We start from the raw sequence: 13,445 nt of genomic DNA on the forward strand, positions 1-13,445 counted from the left end.
CGGGCCGATGCCGGAAGCGCTCCTCCCCTCGGCCCGGATCAATCTCGAGCGCGCCACGGTGCTCGTCCTGGACGACAACGGCGCCTCGCTCGACATCCTCTCGCAGGTCGTCTCCGGCTTCGGGGTCAAGCAGCTGTACCGCGCCGAGACCGTCGCCGACGCGCAAGCGTTGATCCGCACCAAGACCTTCGACCTGGTGGTCAGCGACGTGCAGATGCCCGTCACCGACGGCATCGAGTTCATCGAGTGGCTGCGTCGCGAAGGCGGCGAGACCAACCGCTATATCCCGGTGATCCTGCTGACCGGTCACACCCGCACCTCGCAGATCTTCAAGCTGCGCGACGCGGGCTCCAACTATGTCGTCGCCAAGCCGCTGACGCCCAAGGTGCTGCTGGAGCGCATTTTCTGGGTGGCGCGCGAAGAGCGTCAATTTATCGAATGTGATAGTTTCATCGGGCCAGATCGGCGTTTCAAGCACGAGGGACCCCCGCCGGGGACGGACGGACGGCGGAAGGATGACCTCCCGGCTGAGGTGGGCGATGCGCAGACGCCCAACATGTCGGACGACGAAATCGCCAACCTGATGCGCCCAGCCAAGGTGCAGATATGACCGTCCGCAAGTTCCGTCCCCCCAACCGCCTGTCGGCCCTGATCAGGGACAAGGGCGGGATCCTGGCCAAGGATGCCGTCGCCGCCGCCGAGGCGGGCGTCGAGACCCTGCGCGAGGCCTCGATGGCCGCGCTGGACGAGGCCCTCGGCGAGATCGAAAGCCGCTTCGGCAAGGCCGCGCCCGACCGCAATGGCGAGAGCTTCGAGGCCCTGTACCTGTTGGCCTCCAAGGTCATCGACGTCAGCATGTTCGTCACGGACGCCGGAATCGACAAGGCGGCGATGTCGCTGTGCGGCCTGGCCGACAGCTGCGGCAACACCGGCGCCTGGCGCTGGGACGCGGTGGACGTGCACCTCAACGCCCTGAAGCTGCTGCGGGCGATGGGCGGCCAGCTGCCGGTCGAGCAGCGCGACGCCATGCTGCAGGGGCTCTACCAGGTCAGCCACTACAAGCCGGAAGAGGGCTGAGGCTTTCTCGCCGGGCGCTCTTCGACGGAACGCCGCTATGTGTCGAAATCGCAACGGCGCAACAAAGTCTCTGGGTTGTGACCGCTTTGTGGCCTTGTCGGCCGTCGCGGGCTTTGTTAGCACTCTGATACCGGTGTCAAAAACCATAGTTCGGTTCTGACACCGGTGGCAAAAATGAAGACTAAATAAGGCCGGAGCCGGTCTCGTGGGAAGGACGCGAGACCGAGACGAAGGCCGAAGGCGGCGGTGACGTCGCCTCGCAACGACCTATGGTCGACACGGGAGGAGGTTCTATGTCCAAGAAGTTCACGGGACGCGTGCGCGTCCTGCACTACGGCGTGTCTGCTGGCGCCCTGGCCCTGGCGATGTCGTTCGCCGGCGCCGCCGCCGCTCAAGACGCACAAGCCCCAGCCGCCGCAAGCGAAGAAGTCGAAGCCGTCGTCGTGACGGGCTTCCGCGCCTCGCTGGCCAACGCCCTCGATGTGAAGCGTCGCGAGAACGACCTCGTCGACGTCATCAAAGCCCAAGACATCGCCGATTTCCCCGATCTGAACCTGGCGGAATCGCTGCAGCGCGTGCCGGGCGTGTCGATCGACCGTGATGGCGGCGAAGGCCGCACCATCACCGTCCGCGGTCTTGGTCCCGACTTCACGGTCGTGCGCCTGAACGGCCTGGAAGCCCTGGCCACTACCGGCGGCAAGGACAGCTCGGGCGGCGCCAACCGTGGTCGCCAATTCGACTTCTCGATCTTCGCCTCGGAGCTGTTCAACAGCGTCACCGTGCGCAAGTCGACCTCGGCCAGCAACGAAGAAGGCTCGCTGGGCGCGATCGTCGACCTGCAGGCCGCGCGTCCGTTCGACTTCAGCAAGTTCACGATGAGCGCCAGCGCCAAGGTCGGCTACAACGACCTCTCGCGGAAAAGCGACCCGCGCTACACCTTCCTGATCAGCGACCGTTGGGACACCGGCATCGGCGAGATCGGCGCCCTGGTCTCGGTCGCCTACGCCACCCGCGCCCAGCGCGAAGAAGGCTCCTCGACCGGCCGCTGGGAAAACCCGTCGGTCCAGTTCAACTCGTCGACCGCCTTCCCGTGCTCGGGCGCGGCCTACAACCCCGTCAGCGGTCCGCCGCTGTCGTGCTCGCAGATCGGCACCGTCGTCGGCGGCACCGCACCGACCACCACGGCCGCCGCCGGCACCGCCAACAACCTGTGGCACCCGCGGATCCCGCGCTATGGCCGCCTGGACTACGATCAGAAGCGCCTGGGCGTGACCGGTTCGATCCAATGGCGTCCGAACGATCGCTCGACCCTGACCCTCGACACGATGCTGGCGAAGTTCACCAACAATCGCGACGAGACCTATCTGGAAATCATCTCGTTCAGCCGTTCGGGCGCGGGCCTGCCCCAGACCGACGTCGTGAACTTCACGGCCGACACCAAGGGCAACCTGATCAAGGGCACGTTCGACGACGTCGACGCCCGGGTCGAGTATCGCCATGACGAGCTGAAGACCGAGTTCAACCAGTTCTCGCTGACCTACGACACCAAGTTCGGCGAAGCCGGCCACCTGGTCGTCGGCTACGGCCAGTCGCGTTCGATCCAGAACAACCCGGTGCAGACCACGTTCTCGTTCGATCGCTACGACAGCGACAACTACAGCTACGACTACTCGGGCAACGACAAGCTGCCGAACTTCAACTACGGCTTCGACGCGACGAACCCGGCCAACTACCAGTACAGCGCCAGCAACGCCCTGGGCGACGCCTCGCTGCTGCGCCTGCGTCCCAGCAAGGCTGTCAACACGTTCAAGACCTTCCACGTCGACGTGGACTACCAGATCCTGGACGGCTTCAAGCTGCGCTACGGTGGCAACTACAAGGAATACGGCTTCAACTCGTGGGAAAAGCGCCTCTTCTCGCGCAATCTGGCGACGACGGGCACGACCTTCACGGCTGAAGCGGGCTTTGGCCTGCCCGCCGGCACGACCATCGCCGACGTCTCGCGCGTGATCACCGGTTTTGGCCGCGGTCTCGACATTCCGTCGGGCGTCCCGACCTCGTGGCTGGCGCCGGATCTGGCCAAGCTGCAAGCCAAGCTGGGCTACGACTGTAACTGCATCAACGCCAACGGCGACTTCCGCCTCAGCGTCCTGAACCAGCTGGGCGCCCTGCGCGAGATCACCGAGAAGGACACCGCCTTCTACCTGCAAGGCGACTTCGACTACGACATCGCCAACATCCCCGTGCGCGGCAACATCGGCGTGCGCTGGGTGAAGACCGAGCAGGCGGCCCTGGGCCACTACAACACCGGCAGCGTGACCACGCCGGTGGCGACGCCCTTCGGCACGATCTCGACCACCGTCCCGACCGATGGCGTCCAGACGACCTCGCGCCAGTACACCAACACCCTGCCGTCGCTGAACGTCTCGGCCCAGCCGTTCGACAACTTCTACGTCCGCTTCGCCGCCGCCAAGGTGATGACGCGTCCGCAGCTGCAGAACCTGACGCCGGGCTACACTGCCATCAGCCAGTCGGCCCAGACCCTGACCCGCGGCAATCCCGAACTGAACCCGATGCTGTCCAACAATCTGGACCTCAGCTTCGAGTGGTATCCGGACAAGGAAACCCTGCTCTCGGCGGGCTTCTTCCAGAAGGACATCAAGTCCTACATCCAGACCACGGCCGTCGCGATGCCGTACTCGGAGACCGAACTGCCGACCAGCCTGCTGACCAACGGCAACACGGTCGACACGCTGTTCACGGTCACGACGCAGATCAACAGCCCGGGCGGCAAGCTCAAGGGCTTCGAGATCTCGCTGCAGCGTCCGTTCACCTTCCTGCCCGCGCCGTTTGACGGCTTCGGCGGCATTGTGAACTACACGCACGTCAAGAGCGACATCGCCTACGTGATCAAGAACCCGACCTATGCGGGCACGCCCCGGGTTCAGACGGCTCCGGCCGTGATGATCACCCAGCCGCTGATCAACCTGTCGCCCGACGCCTACAACGCCACGCTTTACTACGAGAAGGCCAACTTCAAGGCCCGCGTCTCGGCGTCGTATCGCGACCCGTACCTGATCCAGGTGGCCCCGTCGGCGACCAACAACAACGATGTTCGGATCAAGGAAAAGACCCTGAATATCGACAGCCAGATCAGCTACAACTTCGGCAACTTCACCGTCACGCTCGAAGGCATCAACCTGACCGACGAGAAGGACAGCAAGGTGGACGACTCGACCCGCCTGTCGTCGGAAGAGTACGTGCACTACGGCCGTCAGTACTATCTGGGCGTGAAGTGGAAGTTCTAAGCTTCCACGAAGCCTGAAACGAGAAGGGCGCTGACCTCGCGGTCAGCGCCCTTTTTGTTTTGGCCCGATTGTCTGGGTCAGGCCCCGTCGATCCAAGTCCTGCGGACGGAGAGGTCGTCATTCAGCAGGCAGAAGTCCGCCGCGTAACCCGGCGCGATCCGCCCCCGCTGACCGCCCAGTCCGAGGAACGCCGCCGGCGCGGCCGAGGCCATCATCACGGCGTCTTCCAGGCTGACGCCCAGCATCTCGACCGTGTTGCGCACGGCCCCGGCCATGTCGAGATCCGAGCCGGCCAGGGTGCCGCCGACGCCGACGCAGACGCCGTCGCGGACCACGATCTCCTGGCCCTGCAGGGTGAAGCGCTTGTCGGTCATGCCCACGGTCGGCATGGCGTCGGTCACCAGCATGAAGCGGTCCAGCGGCCGGGTGCGCAAAGCCAGCTTCAAGGTCACCGGATCGACGTGGCGGCCATCGACGATCAGGCCGCACCAGGCGGTCAAGCTCTCCAGCGCCGCGCCGACGGCGCCGGGCTCGCGGCTGGTCAGGGGCGACATGGCGTTGAACAGGTGGGTGAAGCCGGTCAGGCCATGGTCCAGGGCCTGGCGCATGGTCCCGTAGAGGGCGTTGGTGTGGCCGGCGGCCACGTGCACCCCGGCGTCGGCCAGGCGCTGGATCATGTCCGGCGTGGTGCGCTCGGGCGCGAGAGTCACCAGGGTCTTGCCGACCTTCAGCGAGCTCAGGAGTTCGAGGGCCTCCTCGTCGATGACGCGGAACTTGCCCTCGTCATGGATGCCCTTGCGCTTGGGATTGAGGAACGGGCCCTCGATGTGGACGCCCAGCACGCCGGGCACGCCTTGCTCTATCGCCTGCTCGGTGGCCCGCATCGCCTGGTCGACGACCGAGAGGTCGTCGCTGATCAGGGTCGGCAGGAAACCGGTGGTGCCATAGGCCCGGTGGGCCGCGCCGATCGCGGAGATGGCTTCCGGGGTGGGCGAGTCGTTGAACAGCACCCCGCCGCCGCCATTGACCTGGGTGTCGATATAGCCGGGGACCAGCAGGCCGCCGTCCAGGTCGGTACGCTCGGCCGAGGCCGGAACCTCGGACTGGGCGACCACGCCACCGATCTTGCCGTCCTGGACCAGCACGGCCTTGCCGGCTTCGACACCGGTGGCCGTCAGGACGCGGCCATTGACGAGAGCAGCCAGCATCAGACGGTTTCAGTGACCTTGTTGAGGTGGGGCGGGCTGTCGGGATCGTAGCCGCGCGCGACCGACAGGGCGTTGGCCATGCGGTAGAAGCTCTGGATCATCAGGATCGGCTCCAGCACCGGATGGGTCGAGACGGTCGGCAGCACGCCGTCGCCGCTCTCGCCCGGCGCGGCGATCAGCACCGAGGCGCCGCGTTCGCGCAGGCCCTTGGCCATGTCGTCGACGCTGGCGCGGCTCTCGTCGTTCTGGGCGAAGACCAGGGCCGGGAAGCCGTCCTTCACCAGGGCCATGGGGCCATGCAGCACCTCGGCGGCGCTGAAGGCCTCGGCGTGCAGGCCGCAGGTTTCCTTGAACTTCAGGGCCGCTTCCAGCGCCACGCCGAAGCCGACGCCGCGTCCCAGGACGTAGAGGTTGCGGGCCAGCTTCAGGCGCTCGACGGCCGGGGTCCAATCCAGGGCCCAAGCCTGTTCCAGCGCCTTGGGTAGAGAGGACAGGGCCGAGGTCAGCTCGGCGTCTTCCGTCCAGGCGGCGATCAGCTGGGTGATGGCCACCAGGGCGGCGATGTAGGATTTCGTCGCGGCCACCGACAGCTCGGGACCGGCATGCAGCGGGATGACCTCGTCGGCCAGCTGAGCCAGGGGCGAGTCCGTCACGTTGACCAGGGCCACGGCATAGGCGCCGGCGGCCTTGGCCGCCTTCACCGCCGCCAGCAGGTCGGGGCTCTTGCCCGACTGCGAGATGGCCAGAACGACAGCGCCCTCAAGATTGGGCGAGGCGTCATAGACCGAACTGACCGACAGGCCGGCCGACGAGGTCAGCACCCCGGCCTTGGTCTCGATCAGGTAGCGGGCGAAGGTGGCGGCGTGGTCGCTGCTGCCCCGCGCGATGGTGACGACCACGCGCGGCGGATTGGCCCGCAGGCGCTGGGCCAGGGCCTCGATCTTGCGGGCGTTGGCGGAGAGCTGGGTCGCGGCGACCGACGACGCTTCGCCGGCCTCCAGGAACATCCGCGTCGACTCGGGCGACAGCCGCGCGGGCGCGGGGGTCTCAGGGCGGGTCAAGACGGTGGCCTCCAAGCTCTACTCCTCGGGACTCAAGACAGGGCGTTCAGCTCGGCGACGAAGTCGTAGGCGTCGCCGCGGTAGTAGGATTGCGTCACTTCCACCGCCCGGCCGTCCTTCAGGAAGCCACGCCGCTCGATCAGCAGGCCGGCGTCCTTGACGGGCACGCCCAGCAGGTCGGCCTGCTCGGCCCCGAACAGCACCGCCCGCAGCCTTTGCAGGGCGCGCACGGGGCGGTGGCCCGTCGACTCGAGGGCCTCGTACAGCGAGGTGCCGACCACTTCGGTGGAAGGCAGGGCGAAGGCGGCGATGGTGGTGTACTCGACCGCCATCGGCGCGCCGTCGGCATAGCGGATACGGGCGAAGCGGAAGACCGAGGTGCCGGGCGACAGGCCCAGCGTCAGCGACTCTTCCGGAGTCACCTGGCCCTCGCTGCGGCTGATCCATTCGCTGCGTGGGATCCGCCCGCGCGAGATCATGTCCTCGGTGAAGGACGACAGCTTGGAGAAGCTCTTTTCCACTCGCGCGGCGACGAAGGTGCCCGCGCCCTGGCGGCGCGTCAGCAGGCCTTCGCTGACTAGGCCGTCCAGCGCCTTACGCACGGTGATGCGCGAGATGCTGAACTCGTCGGCCAGGTCGCGTTCGGCGGGCAGGGCGTCGTCGGGCGACAGCACCTTTTTCTGGATCGCCTCGCGCAAGGCGCGCTGCAATTGCTTGTAGAGCGGGGCGTGATCGCCATTGGCGTCGAGCCGCCCAATCCGTTCCGAAAACGTCATTTCACAGCCCTCCCCAAGCCTTTCGCCAGCGTTCTACGCTCGCTTCGATAGCATATGACCATTTTCATACCAATAAGAACGTGGTCTGCAATTGGTTTCTTTTTGGCCTTGTCAGATGCAAAATTTCCGTCACAGTCAGCTTCCGAGGCTTGAGAAGTACCACGTTCCACGGGTTTCCCGAGGTTGATTGGTATCGAATTGGTCTTTGGGGTTCGGCTCGGTTCGAGCGGCCGAGCAAATGGGGAGAAGTGAACTATGAAGAATTTCCATAAGGCCGTCTTGGCCGCTTCCGTCAGTGCGATGGCGGTCATCGCCGCCGCACCGGCCCTGGCGCAAGACAGCACCGTCGAGGAAGTTGTCGTCACCGGCATCCGCGCCTCGCTGCTGCAATCCATCGAGTCCAAGCGCCGCGCCGACGCCATCGTCGACGTCGTCACCGCCGAAGACGTGGGCAAGTTCCCGAGCACCAACGTCGCCGAAGCCCTGACCATCGTCCCCGGCGTCACCGTCGACCGGGCGTTCGGCCAAGGCGAAAAGGTCAGCATCCTGGGCACCGACCCGGCGCTGAACCGCACGCTGCTGAATGGCCAGACCGTCGCTTCGGCCGACTGGTTCATTCTCGACACTCCGGGCCGTACGTTCAACTACGCCCTGCTGGCGCCGCAGATCGTCGGCAAGGTCGAAGTCTACAAGTCGCCCGAGCCGCGCATCGATGAAGGCAGCATCGGCGGCACGGTCATCGTCAACACCCGCAAGCCGCTGGACCTGAAGTCCGGCACGATCGCCGGCGCGGTGAGCTATCTCTACAACGACCGCTCCAAGAAGGGCGATCTGCAGGGCTCGCTGCTGGCCAGCTGGAAGAATGCCGCCAACACCTTCGGCGCTAGCTTCTCGGTGCAGCGCGCCGAAGACCAGCTGCGTCGCGACGGCATCGAAAGCTACGGCACCATCGCGGCCAACCAGTGGGCTGGCGGCAACCCGGACAACCCGGTCGACTCGCGGACCCGCGGCTGCACGGGCTCGTGCGCCACGACCCTGACGGCCAACCTGAACGCCCGCAGCCCGAACGCCTTCGGCACGCACTTCTTCGAGCAGGGCCGCAAGCGCACGACCTACACCACGGCCATCCAGTACCAGCCGAACGAAGCCCTCTCGGTCGAGTTCAACTGGCTGAAGATCAAGGCCACCTACGACAACACCAACCAGTCGATGTACGCCTTCCAGGGCAACACCTGGAACAGCCTGGGCGCCCTGACCGACCTGACCGTCAAGGACAACGTCGTCACCAAGGCCACGTTCAACAACGCCCTCAGCGTTCTGGACGTGCAGTACCGCGAAGCCGAACTGAACTCCGACACCTACCACCTCAAGGGCGGGTACAAGGGCGACGGCTGGGACCTGAACGCCGAGGTCGGCCAGTCCAAGGCCGACGGCGGCACCAAGCGCCAGGTGTTCCTCGAGTTCCTGAACTGGGCCAACTATACCGTCGACCTGAGCGGCGCACCCAAGAGCCCGGGCAGCCTGACCTACACGACCAACGTGATGGGCAATCCGGCCGCCTTCGCGACCGATCCGGGCTGGAGCGGCAACATCGTCTCCAAGCCGACGTCGGATGAAGAGAAGTACGCCCAGATCGACCTGGGCAAGGACTTCGACGGCGTCATCCAGCGCGTCCAGGTCGGCTACAAGCGTCGTGAACACCAGACCAACCAGCAGTACGCCGGCACCACCATCGCCGGTGTCGCGGCTCCGGCCTCGCTGTTCGCCGCCGCCGAAGTTCCGGGCAACTATCTGAAGGGCTTCGACGGCGTCGGCGACCAGATGAAGAACCGCTTCCGCATCGACGGCAATTCGATGCTGTCCTACGTGGAAAGCGGCAAGTGGCTGGCTCCGGGCGCGTCCATGCCCAAGCCGTCGGTCTTCGCGGCCGCCGAGTTCACGGCCGGCAACTGGAACATCCAGGAAAACATCGACGCCCTGTACGCCCAGGCCAACTTCAAGGCCGAGAACATCCGCGGTAACTTCGGCGTCCGCTATGTGAAGACCTCGGTCGACAGCGCCGGTTACGTCTGCAAGCCCGGCGCGGCCTGCAACACCCAGGCCGACTGGGTCTGGCAGACCAGCAAGAAGAGCTACGACAACCTGCTGCCCAGCGTGAACATCATCATCGATGCGCGCGAGGACCTGGTGTTCCGCTTCGCGGCGGCGCAAGTGATCGCCCGCCCGAACTATGCCGACATGACCAACTACTTCTGGCTGTCGGACGGCATCCTGACCGGCGGCGGCGGCAACCCGAACCTGGATCCCTACAAGTCGAGCAACTTCAACGCCTCGGCCGAGTGGTACTTCCAGCCGCAAGCCATCCTGTCGGCCGAAGTGTTCTACAAGGACATCTCCAACTACATCCTGACGAACACCAAGCCCGAGCAGTACTTCAACCAGTCGCAGGGCCGCGTCACGACCTATCAGATCAGCCGTCCGTTCAACGCGGGTTCGGCCGAGGTGAAGGGTCTGGCGGTCGCCTACCAGCAGACCTTCGGTCGCGGCTTCGGCGTGCTGGCCAACTACACCTATGCCGATGGCGAGGGTTCGGCCGGCGCGCCGCTGCCCTACAACTCCAAGCACCAGGTCAATGTCAGCCCATTCTATGAAAACGGTCCGTTCTCGGCCCGGGCGACCTACACCTGGCGTTCGAAGTACTTCACGGGTGTCGACCGCGGTGACAACATGTTCGTCCGCGCCTCCGACAGCCTGGACGCCACGGTCGGCTACGCCGTGACCAAGAACATCACGGCCTCGGTCTCGGGCATGAACCTGCTCGACAGCGAGTACTACGCCTACGCCAACACCACGGCCCTGCCGCGCGGTGTCTACCGCACGGGCCGCAAGCTGCAGGCCACGCTGAACGTCAGCTTCTAAGGACGTTCAACGGCGGAGGCTTCGGGCGATCCCGGAGCCTCCGGCCACAGCGCAATTGATCCAACCTCTCCTGACTGCAAGCATGGAGCTGGGGCGGGGCGGCTCTGCTGTCCCGCCCGCTTTTTGCCGCCTGTTTTTTCGTGAGGCCGCGTGACCAGACCCTCGCTCCGCACCGTCGCCGTTTCGGCGCTCGCCCTGGCCGCAGCGTTCTGCGCCACCGCCGCCAACGCCGACACCGCCGGCCTCACCCTGACCCCCGCGCCGGCCAAGGCGGTCCGCGCCGAGGGGGCCTTCCAGCTTTCCGCCGCCACCCGCATCGCCTTCGCCAAGGGCGATGTCGAGGCCAAGGGCGTGGCCAACCAGCTGGCCGACCTGATCCAGCGCTCGCGCGGCTTCCGACCCGTCGTGGTCGAGGGACCGGCCGCCAACGCTATCGTCCTGACCCGCGAAGGGCCGACCGGCGAGGCCTACAAGCTCGACATCGCCCCGAACGGCGTGACCATCGCCGCCGCCAGGCGCGCGGGCCTGTTCTACGGCGCCATGTCGCTGTGGCAGCTGGCGACGCCGGACGCCGCCAAGGGCCCGGTCGCCATCCCCGCCGCGGCGATCGAGGACGCCCCGCGCTTCGCCTGGCGCGGCCTGATGGTCGACAGCGCCCGCCACTTCCAGTCGCTCGACACGCTGAAGGCGGTCATCGACACGATGGCGGCCCACAAGATGAACACCTTCCACTGGCACCTGGTCGACGACCAGGGCTGGCGGCTGGAGATCAAGAAATATCCGAAGCTGACCCAGGTCGCCGGCTGGCGGCATGACCCTGGCGCGGCCGTGAACAATCCCAAGTACGGCGGCTTCTACACCCAGGATCAGGCCCGCGAGCTGGTCGCCTACGCCGCCGCCCGCAACATCACCATCGTGCCGGAGATCGAGACCCCGGGCCACGCCCTGGCGCCGATCGTGGCCTATCCGCAGCTGGGCACGGCCGCGCCGGACGCCAGCAAGATGGGCGACTGGGGCGTGTTCCCGTGGCTCTACAACACCGACGACGCCACCTTCGCCTTCCTCGACGACGTGCTGGCCGAGGTGATGGACATCTTCCCGTCGCCCTTCATCCATGTGGGCGGCGACGAGGCCACCAAGGAGCAGTGGCAGGCCAGTCCCAAGATCCAGGCCAAGATCAAGGAACTGGGCCTCAAGGACGAGCACGAGCTGCAAAGCTGGTTCATCCAGCGGGTCGGCAAGAGCCTGGACAAGCGCGGCCGCCGCCTGATCGGCTGGGACGAGATCCTCGAAGGCGGCTTGGCGCCCAACGCCACGGTCATGTCCTGGCGCGGCATCGACGGCGCCATCGCCGCCGCCAAGGCTGGCCATGACACGGTGCTGTCGCCGCATCCGACCCTCTATCTGGACCATCGCCAGAGCGGCTCGCCCGACGAGCCGACCGGGCGCGGCAAGATCGTCACCCTGAAGGACGTCTACGCCTTCGATCCCGCCCCGGCCCAGCTGACCCCCGACGAGCGCAAGCACATCCTGGGCGTCCAGGCCAATGTCTGGACCGAGCACATGCAGACCGACGTCCGCATGCAGCAGATGGCCTTCCCGCGCGCCATCGCCCTGGCCGAGCGCGCCTGGACGCATGAGGCCGACATCAGCTGGGACGACTTCGCCCGCCGGCTGCCGGCCGAGATGGCGCGGTTGAAGGTGCTGGGCGTGACCGCTGACACCGTGCCGTTCGAGCCCAATCCGGCGCTGTCGGCAGGCGAGGGCGGCAAGACCAGGCTGGATATCGCCGCGCCGCTGGGCGTGGGCAAGGTGCGCTACACCACCGACGGCAAGGCCCCGACAGCGGCCTCGCCCGCCTATGCCGGCGCCCTGGACCTGGCGGCGGGGACGACCGTCAAGGCCCGCACCTTCGTCGGCGACCAGGCCCTGGGCCGCGAGCGTGTCTACAAGGTCGATCCGGCCGCGCTGCGCACCCGGGTCAGCGGCCAGCTCAAGCGCTGCACCAGCCAGGTGCCGCTCTTGATGATCGATGACGCGCCGGCCGACTTCGACAAGCGGGCGATGTTCGATGTCGACATCTTCAACCCGTGCTGGATCTGGGAGGGCGCGGACCTGTCGAAGGGCGCGCTGCTGACCGCCCGCATCGGCCAGATCCCGTTCAACTTCCAGGTCGGCAAGGACCGCGACAAGATCCCGCTGCGCGCGCCGGCGACGCCGGGCGGCGAGCTCGAAGTGCGTCTCGGCTGCACGGGCGAGCGCATCGCCGCCATCCCGCTGGGCGACTCCGCGAAAAATCCGGCTCTGTCGACGGTCAGCGGCCGCTTGCCTGCCCAGGCGGGTAAGGTCGATCTTTGCCTGAGCTTTACGTCCAAGACCCTGGATCCGTTCTGGGTCCTGGACCGCGTGACCCTGAAGTAGTCTTTCGAACTCAAAGAGTAAGCCCGTGTCCAATCTGGTTCTAACCGCCCCGATGAAGGGCTGGCTTTCGGCGTTGGATGAGACGCCGGACGCGGTGTTCGCCGAGCGGATGCTGGGGGACGGGCTGGCGATCGACCCGTTGGACTCGACGCTGCACGCGCCGTGCGACGCCGTGGTCACCACCGTGCACCGGGCACGGCACGCGGTGACGCTGAAGGCCGCCAACGGGGCCGAGATCCTGATGCATGTCGGGCTGGAGACGGTGGCGCTGGGCGGGGAAGGCTTCTCGGTCTTCGTCAAGGAAGGGCAGAGCGTGAAGGCCGGCGACAAGCTGCTGGGCTTCGACCTGGATCTCCTGGCGCAACGGGCGCGCAGCCTGATCACGCCGGTGGTCATCACCAACCTGGACGCCTTCGAGATCGTCCGCCGCGACCAGGATCGCGCCATCTCGGTCGGCGATTTCCTGATGGAACTGTCGCCGGTCGGCGGCGCGGCGCCGGCCAGTTCGGTGTCCGCCGGCGAAGTCGCCCGCGAGGTCGTCGTGCCGCTGATGCACGGCATCCACGCCCGTCCGGCTGCTCGGATCGCGGAGACCGCGCGCAAGTTCGTGGCCGAGGTCGCGCTGGTGGCGGTCAATCGCCGGGCCAGCGCCAAGAGCCCTGTGGGCGTGATGTC

Annotated in this window: 9 protein-coding genes; 6 read left to right on the forward strand and 3 right to left on the reverse strand. The window is 66.5% G+C overall.

Translation table 11 applies throughout. The features are described from left to right. Positions 1-7: 7 nt before the first annotated feature. From AC1RR5_RS03915 to AC1RR5_RS03925, 3 genes are all read left to right on the forward strand, one after another. Positions 8-610, forward strand: a complete 603-nt coding sequence (locus AC1RR5_RS03915) for a response regulator (protein ID WP_492919773.1) — start codon at positions 8-10, stop codon at positions 608-610. Then, positions 607-1,077, forward strand: coding sequence for a chemotaxis protein CheE (locus tag AC1RR5_RS03920; protein ID WP_492919774.1), 471 nt, complete (start codon positions 607-609; stop codon positions 1,075-1,077). Before AC1RR5_RS03915 ends, AC1RR5_RS03920 begins: the two co-directional genes overlap by 4 nt. Before the next feature lie 293 nt (positions 1,078-1,370). Continuing rightward, positions 1,371-4,385: a TonB-dependent receptor gene (locus AC1RR5_RS03925; protein ID WP_492919775.1), complete on the forward strand. Its 3,015-nt coding sequence runs from the start codon at positions 1,371-1,373 to the stop codon at positions 4,383-4,385. A gap of 77 nt (positions 4,386-4,462) precedes the next feature. On the opposite strand, the gene nagA is transcribed toward AC1RR5_RS03925, so the two are convergent. Genes nagA through AC1RR5_RS03940 form a run of 3 tightly spaced genes read right to left on the reverse strand, consistent with a single transcriptional unit; the run spans position 4,463 to position 7,430 of the window. Next, the gene (gene nagA, locus AC1RR5_RS03930; protein WP_492919776.1) at positions 4,463-5,593 is read right to left on the reverse strand and encodes an N-acetylglucosamine-6-phosphate deacetylase; all 1,131 of its coding nucleotides are present in this window, start codon (positions 5,591-5,593) and stop codon (positions 4,463-4,465) included. Continuing rightward, positions 5,593-6,669, reverse strand: a complete 1,077-nt coding sequence (locus tag AC1RR5_RS03935; protein ID WP_492919777.1) for an SIS domain-containing protein — start codon at positions 6,667-6,669, stop codon at positions 5,593-5,595. The genes nagA and AC1RR5_RS03935 overlap by 1 nt, the downstream gene beginning before the upstream one ends. A 17-nt stretch (positions 6,670-6,686) precedes the next feature. Next, positions 6,687-7,430, reverse strand: a complete 744-nt coding sequence (locus AC1RR5_RS03940; RefSeq protein WP_492919778.1) for a GntR family transcriptional regulator — start codon at positions 7,428-7,430, stop codon at positions 6,687-6,689. A 255-nt stretch (positions 7,431-7,685) separates the two neighbouring features. Here AC1RR5_RS03940 and AC1RR5_RS03945 point away from each other — a divergent pair, with 255 nt between their 5' ends. The 3 genes from AC1RR5_RS03945 to AC1RR5_RS03955 all read left to right on the forward strand — a co-directional run. After that, the gene (locus tag AC1RR5_RS03945) at positions 7,686-10,349 is read left to right on the forward strand and encodes a TonB-dependent receptor (RefSeq protein ID WP_492919779.1); all 2,664 of its coding nucleotides are present in this window, start codon (positions 7,686-7,688) and stop codon (positions 10,347-10,349) included. A 150-nt stretch (positions 10,350-10,499) separates the two neighbouring features. Next, on the forward strand, positions 10,500-12,770 hold the full coding sequence (locus AC1RR5_RS03950) for a family 20 glycosylhydrolase (protein WP_492919780.1): 2,271 nt from the start codon (positions 10,500-10,502) through the stop codon (positions 12,768-12,770). Between the two features lie 25 nt (positions 12,771-12,795). Beyond that, on the forward strand, positions 12,796-13,445 hold a 650-nt coding region (locus AC1RR5_RS03955; RefSeq protein ID WP_492919781.1), incomplete at its 3' end, for a glucose PTS transporter subunit IIA.

Source organism: Caulobacter sp. GW821-FHT11E11, from assembly GCF_058808315.1.